Source organism: Streptomyces glomeratus (assembly GCF_021462825.1).
Lineage (GTDB): Bacteria > Actinomycetota > Actinomycetes > Streptomycetales > Streptomycetaceae > Streptomyces > Streptomyces glomeratus.
Map to the genome: position 1 here is coordinate 56,738 of NZ_JAKEEB010000032.1, position 17,833 is coordinate 74,570.

At 64.9% G+C, this 17,833-nt stretch carries 9 protein-coding genes; 7 read left to right on the forward strand and 2 right to left on the reverse strand.

The features are described from left to right. Positions 1–9: 9 nt before the first annotated feature. A complete protein-coding gene (locus LZ604_RS27985; protein ID WP_234518410.1) occupies positions 10–429 on the reverse strand; it encodes a head decoration protein in 420 nt (139 codons plus the stop codon). A 148-nt stretch (positions 430–577) separates the two neighbouring features. Further along, on the reverse strand, positions 578–1,267 hold the full coding sequence (locus LZ604_RS27990; RefSeq protein WP_234518413.1) for a hypothetical protein: 690 nt from the start codon (positions 1,265–1,267) through the stop codon (positions 578–580). Positions 1,268–1,782: 515 nt separating this feature from the next. On the opposite strand from LZ604_RS27990, the gene LZ604_RS27995 reads away from it, so the two are divergent. The 7 genes from LZ604_RS27995 to LZ604_RS28020 all read left to right on the forward strand — a co-directional run bounded on the left by LZ604_RS27995 (position 1,783) and on the right by LZ604_RS28020 (position 17,744). Then, positions 1,783–3,561, forward strand: coding sequence for an NB-ARC domain-containing protein (locus LZ604_RS27995; protein ID WP_234518415.1), 1,779 nt, complete (start codon positions 1,783–1,785; stop codon positions 3,559–3,561). Further along, positions 3,465–4,964 (forward strand): WD40 repeat domain-containing protein, encoded by a 1,500-nt coding sequence (locus LZ604_RS36385; protein WP_372482214.1) that lies wholly within the window; start codon positions 3,465–3,467, stop codon positions 4,962–4,964. The genes LZ604_RS27995 and LZ604_RS36385 overlap by 97 nt, the downstream gene beginning before the upstream one ends. A 578-nt stretch (positions 4,965–5,542) precedes the next feature. Next, positions 5,543–8,239, forward strand: coding sequence for a P-loop NTPase family protein (locus LZ604_RS28000; protein WP_234518417.1), 2,697 nt, complete (start codon positions 5,543–5,545; stop codon positions 8,237–8,239). A 144-nt stretch (positions 8,240–8,383) separates the two neighbouring features. Beyond that, on the forward strand, positions 8,384–11,074 hold the full coding sequence (locus LZ604_RS28005; protein ID WP_234518419.1) for a TIGR02391 family protein: 2,691 nt from the start codon (positions 8,384–8,386) through the stop codon (positions 11,072–11,074). A gap of 141 nt (positions 11,075–11,215) precedes the next feature. Continuing rightward, positions 11,216–14,809, forward strand: coding sequence for a DEAD/DEAH box helicase family protein (locus LZ604_RS28010; protein WP_234518421.1), 3,594 nt, complete (start codon positions 11,216–11,218; stop codon positions 14,807–14,809). After that, positions 14,806–16,191 carry a restriction endonuclease subunit S gene (locus tag LZ604_RS28015; RefSeq protein ID WP_234518423.1) on the forward strand — a complete coding sequence of 462 codons (1,386 nt, stop codon included), beginning with the start codon at positions 14,806–14,808 and terminating at the stop codon, positions 16,189–16,191. Before LZ604_RS28010 ends, LZ604_RS28015 begins: the two co-directional genes overlap by 4 nt. Continuing rightward, positions 16,188–17,744, forward strand: a complete 1,557-nt coding sequence (locus LZ604_RS28020) for a type I restriction-modification system subunit M (RefSeq protein WP_234518427.1) — start codon at positions 16,188–16,190, stop codon at positions 17,742–17,744. Before LZ604_RS28015 ends, LZ604_RS28020 begins: the two co-directional genes overlap by 4 nt. The last annotated feature ends 89 nt before the right edge of the window (positions 17,745–17,833 follow it).

Genomic DNA, 17,833 nt, shown 5'->3' on the forward strand with positions numbered 1-17,833 from the left:
GGCCGCCTCTCACACGAACCGGATCTGGGGGCCGGTCACCGACGGGGTGACCTTGGTGGTGTCGATGCCGCCGGGGACCTTGGCGGCGACGACCACGCCGTGCCACAGCAGCGCGGCGGGAGCCTTCGTCGCGGTCGGCGCGAACAGCACCTCGGCGAACACGAACCCGGCGAGCGCCTGGCGGCCATCGGTCGCCGCCGGGTCGAAGGCGCCGTACAGACCGCTCGCGGTGATCTTGCCGACGGGTACGCCGGACAGGACTCGGCTGTAGGGCTGGGCGGTGTCGGCCGACGCCGCAGTGTGCGTGCCAGCGGTCAGCTTCGAGATGTCGAGCGTGATGGTCTCGACGGAGTCGGTGCCGTGCAGCGCGCCGAGCCAGGCCCGGTCGGCGGTGTACGACGTCGACGTGGTGATGGGCTGGAGTGTCACAGCCGTCCTCCCGTGGACGTGGAGCGAATCGGATTCGCGCGCTCACCTGGTGGTGGCGCCGTCCACGGGAGGGGTGAGAGGCGTGGTCCCCATGTCCGGCCTTCCCGCCGGTGGGGTCATGGCTGAGCCATGACGGTGTTGAGCTTGGTCAGTCGGTGATGAATCCCCGGCGCCGAGCCATTTCCAGCCCCGCCGCGCCCGGCTTGGGCGGTACGCCGCCTCGTGACGGCGGCCCGCCGGCGGGAGACCCGCCCGGGGCGGGCGGCGTGGTGGTCTCGCGGGCCTGGCCGAACAGCTCCGGTCGCCGCTCCTTCAACTGCTCCGCAGCCGCGGCGACGGCTTCTTCGTCGGCGTCCGGCTGATCGTCCAGGGCCCTGTCGATGAGGAGGACCGCGTCTGCCAGGTCGTCACCAGCAGCGCCGAGTCCCGCCAGAACGGCCCGTCGGATGGCGGCGCGTTCCTTGGCTGCGGCCTGCGCCTCGCGCGCCTCTGCTGCCCTCAGCTTCTCGTCGGCGGCCTGCTCCCGTCGTTGGAGTTCCGTCAGAGCAGCCTGTTCAGCGTCGCGCTTGGTGGTGATGAACTCGGTCAGAGCCTCGGAGTTGTCGAAGCCGAGTTCGCCGAGCAGCTTCTTGACGGCCGCGCGTCCGCCCTGCGTCTTCTCACGGGCCAGCAGCCGCGACAGGTCCTCCTGCGTGACGGAACCATTGGCGGCGCTGTCGTCGCCTTCGGGCTTGTTGGAGTCGTCCTCAGAGGAGGCGCCGAGAATCGGGTAGATCGGCCGTCCATCACGGCGGCGGCCAACCGGCGCAAGCGGACTGGGAAGCGAGGGGCGCGTCATGCGTGAACCATCCACAGGTCTCCAGCGCCCCCGCGCCAATGATCAGTGTAACGATCAGCTGGACCGGGCCGTTTCCTTATGGGGCCATTCCTGGCAGAGCGACTGTGGCCGTCGGGGGTACTGAGAGATCGCCCGCAACACCACGAGGGCCAGGACGCGCCGAACGACATCAAGGTCATACAGGACCAGTGCCTCCTGGTGATATGTATGAGTCGGTGCTTCAGCAGGGCGTCTAGATTGCGGCGCACGTGTTTTCGTGCTGAAAGAGAAGTGCACTCTTCGATGCAGTATGGCTCGCAAATTCGACAGGGATCGACGTGAGGGCGGGCAGACTGCACGGCGCAGGAAACATCACGTTGATGGCTACGGCAAGCGCCGTAGCCATCTTGGCCGGGCTGGCCACTAACGAGGCGTCGGCCAGCCGTCGCTGGCCGGGTGCCCTAGACGTGCTGCGACAGCATCCCTGGCCGTCGCTCGGCGTTATCGCCCTGCTAGGCCTAGTGCTATCCCGGCTCATGGAGCGGTTGCAGAAGCATGCTGCTGTATCTGCGAATGATCCGCCGCCACCGCCGCCACCGAACGTACCTGGCTGGGTGATCGATCGCGCAGAAGCCGACCGCGCTATCGTTGCTGTTTGCTCGCGGCGGCGCCGCGCAGTGGGGATCACCACGGCGCTGGAGGGCGCCGGCGGCTTCGGTAAGACGACGTTGGCCGAAGTCGTATGCGCCAGTCGCCGGGTCCGGCGACGCTTCCGAGGGCGTGTGTATATCGTCACGGTAGGCCGGGAAGTGCGAGGCCGCGCCGCTATCTCGGCGAAGGTGAGCGAAGTGACCCGGTTCATCACCGGCGACACTGTGACCTTCGATGATCCGGCTCTTGCTGGCGCGCACTTGGGACGGCTGCTGGACCAACGGCGCCGGACTCTGCTGGTCCTCGACGACGTCTGGGAACAGGAGCAACTCGAACCCTTCCTCGCTGGCGGCACACGGTGCGTGCGTCTGGTAACCACCCGTATCCCTGCTGTCCTCCCGGCGGGAACCGAGCGAGTCCAAGTCGACGAGATGTCGCCGGCACAAGCCCGGCAGGTGCTGACTTGGGACTTGCCACCCTTGCCGGAGGAACTGACGCAAGGACTGCTGGAGGCGACCGGGCGGTGGCCCTTGCTATTACGAATGACCAACCGGCTAATCGCGGCAGAAGTGGGCACCGGAGCCGGTCCTGCTGCCGCGGCGGAAGGTAGCCTGCGGCGGCTACTGGAGCGAGGACCGACCGTAGTAGACAGCACGTCAACGGCACTGAACGTCGATGACCCCAAGCAGCGGAAGAAGGCAGTACGAGCAACGGTTGAAGCAGCAACGAGGCTGCTTCCCACGGGCGGCAGGGAACGGTTCGCTGAACTCGGGGTCTTCGCTGCGCACGAGGCAATCCCAGTCGCACTGGCGGCTCAGCAATGGCAAGTCACTGGCGGGCTCAGCCAGGAACAATCGCGGGACATGTGCCGGACGCTGGATGGCCTCTCTCTCCTCAACTTGAACACCGCAGGAGGCGGCCAGCTCACTCTGCACGATGTAATCAGGGACTACCTGCGCGGCGACCTCGGCTCTCAACGCCTGCTCGAGCTCAACACCACCCTCGTGGATATCGCCACAGCGAAACTGGCTCCAGCAACCCAGCTTGCGCCCTCAGCACCACAACCGCGAGCCGCATGGTGGGAACTCACCGACGGTTACCTGCTTGATCATCTAATTGACCACTTGCTCGCAGCAGGCAGCGCAGAAGAGGCAGAAAATGTTGCCGGCGACCTGCGCTGGGTCGAGGCACGGCTGCACCGCCGAGGGCCCACTGCCCCATGGCGAGATTTGGTCAAAGTCGGAACCCCGGCAGCGGCGGAACGGGCCAACGACCTGGCCCGCGCTGCCCACCTCCTGGGCCCGACGCAACCTACCTACGCCCTAATTTCGATCCTCCACAGCCGACTTGAGCCGCTCCCTGGCTGGCATGACCAGGTCACAGCACGCCAGAACCAATCAACTCTTCCGTGCTTGCTCAACCAATGGGCGCCCCCGGATCTCCCAAGCCCCGTACATCTGCGGACCCTGACTGGAGTCGACCGCGGCCGCGTGGATCAACTGGCGATCGCTCCTGACGGAGGCTGGCTTGCCGCTTTTGGCCGCTTTGAGCATTACAGGCGAGCGGTATGGATCTGGGAGCCGGCCACCGGCACTGTCACCGCGGGGTGGCGTTCTCACCGGACGGCACCTGGCTCGCCACCGCAGCCGAAGGTCGAAAGGTGAGGGTCTGGGACACGGCCACCGGCACTCTCACAACCACCCTTAGAATCTTTGGAGCACGCAAGGTGGCGTTCTCACCGGACGGAACGTGGCTCGCCGCCGCCGGCCTAGGCGAAAAACTGCGGATTTGGGACCGGGTAACAGGCACCGTCACCAGTGTCGTGATCCCTGGACAGAGCGGCTGGATGCATGCAATGGCGATCGCGCCAGACGGGACCTGGCTCGCCCTCGTCGGCGAAGATGGGACTGTGCGTATCTGGGAACGAAACACAGGCAGCACCGATACGCTTTCGGTAGCTGACGCCCCGGTGACCGCAGTGGCGATCTCACCGGATGGAACCCGACTCGCCACCGTTAGTGCCAGCCGCACTGTGCAGATCTGGGACCGGAGTACCGGCACCCTTATCGCCACTTTCAGGCGCGACGATTCGGTCAGTGCAGCCGCGATCGCACCAGATGCCATATGGTTCGCAACCGCCGAAGGTTCCACCGTCCGTATCTGGGACCTTAACGCAGCCCACCCCATCACCCCATCCGGTAGCACTGGGGCAGCCAATGCGGTGGCGATCTCATCAGACGGAGCGTGGTTCGCCACCGCCTGCTCAGACCACACGGTCCGGCTCTGGGACAGGGACACGGCCAACTCCACAGTTCTCGCAGGTCACCGAGCGCCGGTCAGGGCGGTGGCTATCTCGGCCAACGGCACAGAGGTCGTTACAGGTGATGACGACGGGACACTGTGGTGTTGGAACCGTAGTGGGGGTGGCTCTACCATCGCGTCCGGTCACAAGGGCGGCGTCCGTGCGGTGGCACTCTCACCGGACGGGACCTGGATGGCAACCGCTGGCAGAGACCCTGCGTTGCAGATCTGGGATGCAACCACCGGCATCAGCATCCTCAAGCACACCGGCACTGTGCTTTCGGTGGCGATCTCACCGGATGGATCCTGGCTCGCCACCGCCAGTGGTTCCAGAGTGGAGTTCTGGGACCGGACCACCGGGACTACCATCGCCTCATTCAGCCACGTAGACGCTGCGGGTGCGATGGCAATTTCGCCGGATGGATCTTGGCTTGCCACCGCTACTCGCCCGCCAGGATATTTCGGACCCGATCGAGAGGTACGGATCTGGGACCGGTCTACCGGAATCCCGACGAAGTCCCTTAGACACGCAGGGGGCGTGAGCGCGGTGGCGATCTCACGGAACGGAATGTGGCTCGCCACCGCCAGTAACGACGGAACTCTGCGAATCTGGGACTGCACCTCCGGACTAGTTGTGACCATGATAAGGACCGATGGCCGCCTGACTTCCTGTGCGTGGACTCCTGACAGTCGCGGAATTGCTGTGGTCGGTGAACGGGGGACATACTTCTACGAGTTCCGTCCGGGCACTTCAGGACACTCCTGAACTTGTTAGGCTCCACTACCCTGCAACTGACGGAACGCTGGCGCGCCAAAATGGACTCCTCTAACCCACGACGGCCCGACAGGTTTTCCAGGAGTTGCCAGCCGTCGGCCACTTCCCGGGCATGCAGTGCGGCGGTGGATGGCCTTGGTGAACCACACGGCGCGGACCCGATGATCTCAATGACTCGGCCCTGTACCAGCGCGGCATGAGCCCCGCCTAACAAGAGGCTCGTGAACCGTCTTCAGGACCCGTTAGATGATCTCCGCTCCGAGGCGCTCGTGTATAGGCGGCGATGGTTGCAGTATCCCGATCAGGCAGCACGTCGACCGGCCGGGAGGTCTCGATGTCGATGAGCGTCCCGTACTGCGTCCCCGATCAATCCGATCAAGAAGGTAGAGCCGACGGAGTTCCTCAACATGGGCTCAACGGCGCCCATCCGCTCACCAACTAAAGGTGTGTCCGTACAGTCGTGGGACACCTAGCCTGAGGGAGCGAGTGCCCCGGCTTGGCAGTGGTGGGCTCGCTTGTCGGAGCGAGAACGGGAGGCTGTGCCGGTGCGCGGGCACTACTCTGGGGAGGTGCCGGAAGATCGATCGCATGGGGCAACCACGGGCGCCGAACCGCAGAGTGATGTCCTCAGCGCCGAACAACTGGGGCGAATCACATCGTTGCATCGCGGGTTCACCTACCAGCATCTGTACGCCGCCGGCTGCCTACTGCGGCTACAGGCGGCTGAGGTCCGGCGGCTGCGCGTGGAACGCGACGAAGACGTGGAAGTCGAATTCGATGACCGCTGCCTCTACCTGCAGGTCAAGACTCGTCGCGGGAACCTGACCTGGGGCGACGTGGAAGGTGCGGTCGACCAGTTCCGCAGCATTCGGGACGAGCACACGGCGGGCCGCCGCTCTGGCACCCCGTACCTGGTCGTGGTGACCAACGCGGGCTTGGGGCCGGACCTGCTCACCAGGACGCGAAAGGCGTCTTGGCCTGTGGACGTGGCGATCGTGGGGCCCGGCAGGCCTCACCCTACAGAGACGTGGCTGCCGGACCCAGGGCGCGACCTAGCTGCCATGCTGCAGAACTGCACTGACCAGGCTGAGCAGATCCCCTTCGGGTCGCTGAGCGCCGAGACCCTGGTGTGGAAGCTTGCCGCACGTGTTCAGTACGCGTGCACCGGTGCACACGGCCATGAGTTCGCTGCCTCAGACTTGCCGCAGTTGTACGAGCAATTCGTAGAGGAACTACAGGCGTTTCCCCAGCTGCCCGCTATCTACCGACCCCGTAGCGGTGAGCCGGAGCTCGCGAACGACGAACCCGTGAGGCTGGTGGTCGGTTTCTCGGGAGCCGGCAAGACCACGTGGGCGGCGAACGCCGCCGCACACTGCCCGCAGCCGGTGACCTACTTCGACGTCGCCGGTTACCAGGCCGCCTCCGTGCCGGGCGCGCTGGCGCGGGAGCTAGCCGCCCGGCATTTCAGGCCCGAGGCCGGTTCCCTGCCGACCGCTGCGGGCATCGAGGTGCTGCGCGCTGTGCATAGCCTGCTCGTCCAGGCAGAAATTGACGTCGCTGTCGTCGTAGACAACGTCCACCTGCTCGAAATCGAGGACATGCGACTGCTGGTCGATGCCTTGCCGACGGCCCGGCTGATCATGTTGGGGCACCCCCGACCGGAACAGATTGCCCTCGCCGCACACCTCGGCATATCCCCGGAGTCGCTGGACGGCTGGGGCACCGACACCATCGCCGCGGTCTTCGACAGCGAAGGCTGCACCCTGGACTATGGCACCGCTCAACGTGTCCTCTCCCTCACGGCAGGCCTCCCCCTGTACGTGCTCAACTCCGCACACTTGACCCGCACTGCATACGCCGGAGACGGTGCCGCCTTCTGCGACTCCGTGCAGGCCGAGACGCACATCAAGGCCACGGCCCAGGAACTGATCCTGAAACAGGTACTCGACCACCTCGCGCCGCGTTCACGCGCCGTTGCCGGACTCCTCGCGGTCGCGGAGGTGCCTCTCACCGGGACCGAGCTCCAGCGGCTCGCGGAAGCGGTTTCCATGCGCCCTACTCATGCCGCGCAGGCTGTGCGTGACCTGTCCGGTTGGGGCTTCACGCAGGACTTCGCTGATGGCAGGGTGACGCTGCACGATGCGGTGCGTCCCGTGGCTTTGTCCGCATCGGAGGACCTGCCCGATGAGGGCGCCCAGCGGGTGCGCGTGGCGCTCCTGGACCTTCTGGAAGGACAGCGCGGGTTTCCGCAGGTCGGGCGCTGGATGCGTTTGCTGGCCGAGACGGGCCGGATCGAGCAACTGCTCGACCTCACCACGATGGAGGCGTTCTACGAGGGTGGGTACCCCCGCGAAATCCACGCCACGATCGCGCAGACCGCCCAGGATCCGGCCCAGGACAACGGCATCCGGTTCGAAGCCCACAACGCCCTGGCCACATTGGCCTACTCCGAAGGCGACCAGGAGGCGTACGCCAGTCACGTGAACGTCATGGAACGGCTGGCCGCCCAGAGCAGTGACAGCAGCATCGGCCCGCGGGAGAGAGTCCTCCTGGCCATTCGCCAGTTCATCCTCTGCGGCCGCGCCCAGGACGTTCATCGCCTGACGGCGGCGTTCACCGCTGGTCTGACTCAAGTGGTGAACGGATCGCGGGAGGAGCGTGCTTTGCGCTACAACTTCGCCAACGGCTTGTTCCAAGCGGGGGAGTTCGACCGTGCTGACGTGGTGGCGACCAAGTTGACCGCAGACTACTGCGCTTATCTCGGTCTCAGCCTCAGCGAACTCACCGGGCCGATCACTGTTCTGGAGGCACGGGTCGGCGACAGCCAGGACCCGGACGACTACAAGCGGCTCGCCGACTGCCTCTCGTTGTCCGTCAGAGCCCGCCGCAGTCAGGGCATCGCCAGTGGCCCCCAGACGCTTTCGGCCATCCCTGCGATGCATCTGTACCAGCTCACTGGCTGCTGGCGTCAGGCCGTCGACTCTGGACAAGAAGTGGTCGACATCCTGATGAACGCCGGCGACATGCAGCAGGCTCTGAGCATCCTCAACCGCCTACTTGTGATGGCCCAGGAGTTCAACCTGCAGGAGATGATGGTCGGCCTGCGGTCCCAGCGTGCGGTCGTCCTCGCGTGGCTCGGAGACATCGCCGCCGCCCGTGCCGAAATCGGCAGCCTGTCCGGCTACGAGGCCACTCCGGATCAAGCCGCCGACATTCGCCGTCAGAAGTCCATCATCGAATCGCTCGCCGCCCAGCAGCCCAGCTGACGGCCTAGTCCCGATCAGGCAGCGAGCCGGTTCGGCTGATGTGCGTGCTCGTTGGCACCGCTCGCCGTCGCCATCTCCCGGCGTACCTGGCGTTCAGCACGATCTTCATGCGCCTATGCCGGTCCACACAGGAGAATCATGCCCGTGAGTGATGACGCGTTGGATTCTCAGGACCAGCTTCTGCTTCAGAATGTCTACGAGTTGATGGGCCAGCGGGGCTCCTGGCCCACGTTTACGGCTGTTGACCTCAAGGCCGACCGTGAACTCGGCATCGAGGACGCCCAAGCCGCCTTGGTTGCAATCGACTCTCGCTACATCGTCCGGCCATGGCATGCCCACGGGTACTCGGACAACGATGAAGTGCGGCTCACCCTCCGAGGAGTGGCAGCATGCGAGGGCGGCATAGACGATCTGGCGCGCTTGAGCGAGTTCGTTAAGTGGACTGTGGAGCTGGAACAGAAGGGCTCCGCCGATCCTGAGAAGGAACTCGTAGCATCCAGCTTGGACTTTGCCGCGCATCTGGCGTTGCCGCTGAACTCCCCTGGTGGAGACTCTGTACCCCCGGATAGCCGGGTCACCCAGGCGCGAGAGCTGATGGGTCGCTTGTTCGTGCTGGCCGACCAACTCCCACAGCTATGGAGGGGGAGCAACAGGCAGCTGGCCAGTTCCTGGCAGTGGCAGTTCAGTGTGGACAGGCGAGGGACTCGGCCGTATCGCAGGATCCATGGAGTTGAGGAGCTACTCGACTTCGTGGACAAAGATAGCGTCAGCGCGAGTCAGCTGCCCGAACTGCCGACGGCAAGCACCGCCTCCCTGGCAGGAGCTGATGAGTATGCGCTGCCGGGCACAGGGGATGGGGAGTTGGCCGTCCATCTGACCCTTCTACGTCCGGAGGTCGTCGAATCGTGCGCTGACCTGGTGAAGGCGGACCGGTTCGATGACGCCATCTTCGCTGCTTTCCGGAGACTCGAACACGAGGTACAGCAGCGCATTGGCAGCCCTGCTATCGGCAACGAGCTCATCACCGCCGCGTTCCGGGAGATGAAGGATCCGATCCGTATCTCAGACCGCACGCGGGATGCCGACCGACTCGTCGAACTGTTCGCCGGGGCGATCGGCCTCTTTAAAGGCGACCGTTCGCACAAGGATCGCCCTCTGCTCCCCTGCCGATCACGCCGCGAGTGCCTGCGGCTCCTGGCCCACGCCAGCTCATTGCTGGACTTGTTGGACCGAGATGTCGATCGAGCACCCGCCGTCCGCGGGTACCGCCACGATCAAGGGACGACGCTCACCTTGTGGGTCGAGCGGGCCAGCAGCCAGGTGGAGGTGTGGCTGGATGAGAAGCACAAGCTCGAGAAGATCAGCTACCAGGCCGGCACCCTGACCGTCGACGTGGCCGGTGTCCCTGCCGGGGAGCATCGCATCCACCTGGTGGATGGGACTCGCCAGGGACCGGCACATGTGGTTTGGATCACCATGGCCCCAGGCCAGACCAATTGGTACCGGGTGGTGGAGGTGAACATACCGCTATTCGCGGATGCGGCCGGGCAGCGTCAACTGGATCTGGCGGGTATGCGGCTCGCGACCCTCGAAGCGGGGATACCAGGCGAGCGAATCGTGGCAACGCGGGAGACCTACCAGGTTGGCCACTATGTCGCCTGGCATTGGGATGTCTCCGACCGCGGCATAGGGGCAGCCTGGGTACGAAACCGACCGGGTGACCCACTGCGCAAGATTTGGGAGGACAGCGGTGTCTTCGATGGCCAGCCGGTTGCCCCCGCCCATCCCGAACGCCTCATGAAGATCAGCATCGAGCCGTCGCACCTCTTGCTGCGCGGTCAGAGCAAGGCTCCCCTGCGCGTTATGGGGCACTTCACCGACGGCACCGCGACGTGGACCGCACCGGTCGATGATCCCCAGGTCGAGTCCAGCAACGCAAAGGTCGCAACCTTCCGAGGCGGTGCGATCTTCGCCAAGGAACCCGGTAGCAGCGTGCTCCGGTGCCTTCACGAGGGCTGCACGGCCGAGGCAAGTCTGGAGATCGCGGCCCACCCGAGCGGCACCATTACCACCTACCTGTCTGGCCTGCCTCCGGTGGCCGGCGTCGCCTGGACGCCCAAGGGGCTTGTCGTGAGCACGCGAGGCCAGGAGCTATGGCGAGTCGGAGCGGACGGCGTCTATCGCCTGGTCGCCATGGCGCCCTCCCGCCTCCTACAGAACCTCGGGACGGATTCGATGGCCGCCCGCGGTGACGGCGAACTTGCCGTCCGGCTCCTTGACCACCCCGGGATTCTGGTACTCCACCACAGCAGCGACTACCGCAGCAGCAAACTGATCAGGTTCTTGGGAGGGCCCGGAGGCACGCCAATGGCCTTCGCATGGGACGGCGAGGACCTGATCGTGGCCATGTACACGGGCGCGCTTCAGCGGGTGAGCATGGACGGTACGTCCACCCCGCTCAGTTCCGTTCAGGGCCAGCCCATCGCCATGTCGAGTACGGACAAGACGCTCTATGTGTTGTGCTCTCCGGACGCAGGAGACCCGCCCCAGCAACGCCGGAACCGGCTGTGGAGCTTTTCACTGGAGGCGCCGGACACCGCACCTGTGGACCTGCTGGACGGCCAGGCTCTGGTCGGCTTGAGCGGGGTGGTCTGGACCAGCGAAGGGATCACGCTCAGCGACTTCGAGACAGGCAAGCTGCTCCGCCTCGAGAACGGAAGAGTTAGAAAACTGGCTGCAGGGCTTAAGAACCCTAGTCAGCTCGCGGTCGCGGAGTCGGGTGATCTCTACGTGGCCGAGTTCGGCGCAGGCGCGGTACGGCGCGTTCTAGCGTGACTCCCGACGGGTAGCACATGTGATCGATTTCGGAGAGAGGCCTGGAGGAGAGGGGGCTCTACTCTGGGCCCACCGGTCTTTCGATCGTGCACGGGCGGCACTCTTTTTGCGTAGTCTGGCTTGCTGCACCTGGATCAGCGGATGGGCACGCTCGCGTGCGGGGGACGGACGGCGTATATGGACGAGCGGCTTCGGGACCTTGCCAGGCGGTCCCCGAACTTCGGTGTCCTCTTCCAGTATCAGCCTCTGCTCGCGCTCTATGGCGCCCTGGCGGAGGCTACGGTCTTCGCCAATCCCAACGCCGCCCTGGTCCAGGCCGGACAATTCGGTGAGGTGCTGGCCAAGGAGCTCGTCACCAGGGTTGGTCTGCGGGTCGACGGGGACGGGCAGACCGATCGGTTGAACGCTCTCACCCGCATCGGCGCCCTCACTCCGCAGGTACGCAATGCCTTCGACGAGCTGCGCCGGGGCAGGAATCGCGCGGCGCACCAGCACGTGTTCGACTCGGTCCGTGCGCTGAAGGCCGTCGAGACCGCTCATGAACTGGGCAACTGGTTTCACCTCGCAATCTCCGGCAAGCGGACAGTCTCCGCCTTCGTCCCGCCGGCTCCTCCCACGGCCGACCAGGGCGTCACAGACCCGGCGGAGATCGCGAAGGTCCACGCGGAACTGGAGAGCTACCGGCAGGCCCTGGCGCTGTCCCGGACGAAGCTGGCGGAGACCCGACAGCAACAGGCCGAGGCAGAACGGCGTGCGCATGAAGAGGCCGCAAAGCTGGTCGAGAGTGCGGCGGCAGGGCGTGCCGAGCTGGCCTCGCGGATCGAGCAGCTGGAAGCCGAGATCGCCGCGCTGCGCAACGCTCAGCAACAGGACTACGAGCAGGCTCGGAGGCGGCCGGCTCCGGTTGCCCGCGCGGCGCGCGAAGCGATCGTGGAGCGGGCACAGCGCCCCAAGCCCCTGAGTGAGGTCCAGGCTCGTGAGGTCATCGATCGGATGCTCATCGAAGCTGGCTGGCTGATCCAAGATCGAGAGGACCTCAATCCGACTGCGGGCCGCGGTGTGGCCGTCCGTGAGTTCACCGTGGCCACCGGACGTGCCGACTACGTCCTGTACGTCGACGGCTCGATCGTCGGTGTGGTCGAGGCCAAGCGAGAGGGCGAGGTACTAAGCCGAGCCCTGGCCCAAAATGATCGCTACGCGCGCGGCGTCCTCAAAGAGTTCCGGCTTGCAGTGTGGCGTGAAAGCGAGCCGTTCGCGTTCCGCTACGCGACGACCGGCGCGGAGACCTACTTCATCAACCGGATCGATCCGGACGCCCGGTCCCGTCAGGTCTTCAGCTTCCATCGGCCCGAGACGATCGCCGCATGGATGCGTCGCGCAGACGAACTGCCGCAGGCGCCGACCCTCAGGGCCGGGTTTCGCTCCATGCCTGAGCTCGAGACCGGCGGCCTTCGGCCAGCCCAGATCGAGGCGATCAGCGGTCTCGAAAGCTCACTCGCTGCGGACCGCCCGCGAGCACTGATCCAGATGGCCACCGGTGCTGGTAAGACGTTCACTGCGGTGACGGAGACGTACCGGCTGCTGAAGTACTCGCAAGCCAAGCGGGTGCTCTTCTTGGTAGACCGGAACAACCTCGGCAAGCAGGCACTCGCTGAGTTCCGCAACTACACCACCCCGGACGACGGCCGGAAGTTCTCGGAGCTGTACGGGGTGGACCGCCTGGGCGCGGCAGGCCTGCAGGAAACCTCTTCGGTGGTCGTCTGCACCATCCAGAAGATGTACTCGCTGCTGCGCGGTCAGCCGCTGGTCGACGACGATGCAGCGGACGACCGCGAGGACGAGGCCAGCGACGCCTACGAGAGTGAGCGGCCGATCGAGGTCGCCTACAACCCCGCCGTACCGATCGAGTCGTTCGACCTGATCGTCGTCGACGAGTGTCACCGCTCGATATACGGGCTGTGGCGAGGCGTGCTGGAGTACTTCGACGCTCACCTGGTCGGACTCACAGCCACGCCCACGCCGCAGACCCTGGGCTTCTTCGGCCAGAACCTGGTCTCCAGCTACTCCTTCGCTAAGGCAGTCGCCGACGGCGTTAACGTCGACTTCGACGTGGTCGAGCTACTGACGGACGTCCATGAGGAGGGCTCCACGATCGAGGCGGGGACCACGGTGCCCGTTCTCGAACGGGCTTCGCGGCGACGGCGGCTGGAGGAGCTCGAGGACGACTTCTCCTACTCGGGTCAGCAGCTCGGCCGCACCGTCCTCGCCGAGGACGACATCCGCACGGTCCTGCAGACCTACCGGGACAACTGGCAGCGTTGGTTCCCCGGGCGGCAGGAGATCCCCAAGACGCTGATCTTCGCAGTCAGCGAGGCGCACGCGGAAGAGGTGCTCAAGCAGGCGAAGGAGGTCTTCGGGCGCGGGGATGACTTCGCCGCGAAGATCACCTACAAGAGCCGGGAGAACGGCCAGAACCCGGACGAACTGATCAACGACCTGCGCAACTCGCCGCGTCTTCGAATCGCTGTCACCGTGGACATGATCGCCACGGGGACCGATGTGCGCGCGCTCGAGTGCGTCATCTTCCTGCGGTCGGTCAAGAGCGCAGTGTTGTTCGAGCAGATGAAGGGGCGCGGAGCGCGGTCGATCGACTCGACCGAGCTGCGCGAGGTCACACCGGGCGCGGACGAGTCCGTCCCGCCCGTGACGAAGGACCGGTTCCTGCTCATCGACGCGGCAGGTGTGACTCGGTCGCAGCTGGTAGAGGCGAAGCCGCTTCCCACTGCTCCGGGGATGTCGATGCAGAAGCTGCTCGACAGGGCGGGGGCAGGGGCCATCACCGCCGAGGAGACAGACGTGCTGGCGCGGCGGCTCGGCCGGCTGAGCAAGCAGCTCACGAACGAGCAGCACGAGACGATTGCCCACGCTGCGGGCGGCGTCACCCTGGTGACCATCACCAGATGGCTGACGGATGCCTGCGATCCCGACCGCCAGGACGAGGTCACACAGGACCAGGGGCCGGCGGCGGCGCGCGGCCTTATCCGCGCGGCGGTCGCACCGCTGGCAAGCGCCGAGCTCCGCAAGGTCATCATGGGAATGCGGCGCCAGGAAGACCTGACGATCGACGAGGTCACCGTCGCCACCATCACCACCCTCCGTGAAGTACCCCGTGAAGAACGGGCGCAGAAGTACGTCGCCGACTGGCACACCCTCTTGGACAACAAGCGTGACGAGCTGACAGCGATAGAAATCGCTCTCGGGCAAAAGCGCGTCTCCCCGGATGCTGCCTATGCAGCCCTCCGGGAACTCGCCGCGTACATTAAGCGTCCGCAGTACGACTGGACCCCGCAGATACTGTGGCAGGCGTACGAGGATCTGGGGCGTGCCGTCTCTCACGGCGGTACTATCGCGGGCATCCCGGACCTGATCTCGCTGATCAGGTACGAGCTCGGCGCGGAGACAGAGCTACGGCCCTACCGGACTTCGGTCACGGAACGCTTTGCTGGCTGGCTGCTGCGCCAGCAACAAGCGGGCGCGCAGTACAGCGAGGAGCAGCTGTGGTGGCTGAAGCGGATCCGTGACCGGGTAGCCAGCGACGTTGGTGTCGAGGTAGAGGCTCTCCGACACGAGCCCTTCACCGAGCGCGGTGGCAGCCGCGGCTTCATCGCCGCCTTCGGCGGGGACGCGGGGGCGGCACGGAAACTCCTGACGGAACTGAACCAGGAACTGGCGTGAGTGAGAACGAAGAACGGAACCAGCTACCGCAGGGGTGGGCATGGACATCGATTGGTGATGTTGCTGAGGTCAGCGGAGGCATCCAGAAACAGCAAAAGCGTAGGCCCGTCAAGAACAAGTTTCCGTTCCTCCGAGTCGCTAATGTGGGTCGAGGTTCGCTGAACCTCGCTGAAGTCCACGAGATTGAGCTGTTCGACGGCGAGATCGATCGATATCGACTCGAACCGGGCGATCTGCTCGTGGTGGAAGGCAACGGGAGTCCGGACCAGATCGGTCGAGCAGCCAGATGGCGCGACGCAATCAAGGATGCAGTTCACCAGAACCATCTCATCCGCGTGCGCCCAGGTCCTGCGATCTCAGCCAGCTATCTGGAGGCCGTGTGGAATGCGCCGGCCGTTTCCGCTCAGCTCTGGGAAGTCGCACAGTCCACGAGTGGGCTGTATACCCTCAGCACCGCAAAGGTGAAGCGAGTTCGTATCCCCCTCCCACCGCTTGCAGAACAGCACCGCATTGTCGAGGCCCTCGAAGACCACGTCTCACGGCTCGACAACGCGGATAGCACCCTCGACACATGCGGCCTACGCCTTCGACGACTTAGGGACTCTGCCGTACAGCGCATCATGGACGGGCTTGCCCCCTGTCATGAGGAGCACCTGGAGCAACTCCTTCGAGAGCCTCTTCGAAACGGACACTCAGCTCCTGCCACCGAGGCCCAAGACGGCATCCGCACTCTTACGTTGACGGCTGTAACAACGAAGAATTTTACCGACGCCAATACCAAGATCACCTCTGCCGACCCGGCGCGAGTGTCGAAATTGTGGCTGGAACCAGGGGACATCTTTGTCCAACGATCAAACACTCCTGAGCTCGTGGGAAGCTCAGCCCTCTACGTCGGCGAACCCAATTGGGCCATCTTCCCTGACCTACTGATCCGAGTTCGAACCAACGAACGAGTGAGTCCAGAGTTTGCCGCACTCGGGCTAGCTAGCCCAAAGATCCGGGCCTACTACCGCTCGTCGGCAAAGGGACTGGCTGGATCGATGCCTAAGATCGATCAAGGTGTGATCCTCCGGACCAAATTGCCTGTCCCCACCCCTGACGTGCAACTTCAGGCTGTCGAGGAAGCGGCGTCCTACGAGCGTCAGATCGCCCGGTCGCTGGAACAACTCACAAAAATCAGCATCCGTTCACGGCACCTTCGCGCTGCACTTCTCCGCCGGGCGTTCGAAGGACGGCTCGTCCCTCAAGACCCCAACGACGAGCCCTCCTCCGCCCTGCTCGCCCGCGTTGCGGCAGAGCGTGCCGACACCGCCAAGCCTGCCCGCCGCCGCGCTTCGCGGCGTCCTCGCACCGCCCCCGCCCAACAGGAGTTTGACGTATGACCACCGCCGCTTCCCCCCAGACCGGCGCACTGGTAGCCAAGCTCTGGAACTACTGCAACGTCCTGCGCGACAATGGGTTGTCCACCATCGAGTACGTCGAGCAGCTCTCGTATCTGCTCTTCCTCAAGATGGCTGACGAGATCGCCAACGACCCATTCGCTGACGACCCCTCTGCAGCACGCATCGTCCCCACTGACTACGACTGGCAGGCGCTCGTCTCCAAGACCGGCACGGCACTGGAGGAGCAGTACCGCAATACCCTCACCGAGCTTGCCAAGCATCCCGGCACGACCCTCGGCACGATCTTCGCCAAGGCACAGAACCGGATCACCGAGCCCGCGCTGCTGCAGAAGCTCGCCGTCGATCTGATCGGCGCCCAGGACTGGACAGGCACCGGCACCGACCTCAAGGGCGATGCGTACGAGGGTCTCCTAGCCAAGGGTGCCGAGGACACCAAGACCGGTGCCGGCCAGTACTTCACGCCTCGTGTGCTGATCGACGCGATGGTCGAGGTGACTCAGCCCACGCTCGAGGACACGATCACCGATCCGGCTTGCGGCACGGGCGGGTTTCTCATTGCTGCTCGTCAGTACATTCGCAAGCACTACGGCAGCAGCATGTCCCGCGAGCAGCGGCTTGCCCTGGAGGGGAACATCTTCGGCACCGAGCTGGTGCCCGGTACCGCCCGCCTCGCCGCGATGAACATGCTGCTCCACGGTATTGGTCACAGCGACGGCCCAACCTTGATCAAGGTCGAGGACGCCCTCGCCAAGAAGCCATCCCGACACGCATCGCTCGTCCTGGCGAACCCTCCCTTCGGGAAGAAATCCGCGATCACCGTAATCGGCACCGACGGGAAGTCCGAACGTGAGGACATCTCGTACGACCGCGACGACTTCCGCGCCAGCACTACCAACAAACAGCTCAACTTTTTGCAGCACATCATGTCGTTGATGGCCATCAACGGCCGAGCTGCCGTCGTCCTGCCCGACAACGTCCTCTTCGAAGGTGGCGCAGGCGAGAAGATCCGCCGCCGTCTGCTGCAGGACTTCGACCTGCACACCATCCTGCGGCTACCCACCGGCATCTTCTACGCCGGAGGTGTGAAGGCGAACGTCCTGTTCTTCGACAAGAAGGCCCCGCGGACCGACGGCAAGCCCCACACCACGACGACCTGGGTCTATGACCTGCGCACAGCAAAGCACTTCACCCTCAAGACCCGCCCCCTGCGCAAGGCTGACCTCCAAGAGTTCGTGGACGCATACCTGCCGGGCAAGCCTCGCGCCGAGCGCACAGAGCTTGAGTCGGGACGCTTCAAGCCCTTCACGTACGACGAGCTGATGGCCCGCGACAAGGTCAACCTCGACATCACCTGGATGAAGGATCCGGCGCTGGCCGACGCGGACAGCCAGCTACCGCCCGGAGTGATCGCCCAAGAGATCGTCGAAGACCTGAAGGCCGTACTCACCGAGTTCGAGGCCATCGCCGAAGCACTCGGTGTGGACCCGGATGAACTTGTCAGTGCGGAAGAGGTAGTTGAGGGTTCCGACTGAGACGAAGGGCGGTTGGTGCATCGGTAATGGTGCACCACCGCCCTTTCGCCTTTGTGATCAACCATCAGGAGGCGCATCAGGAGCACTAG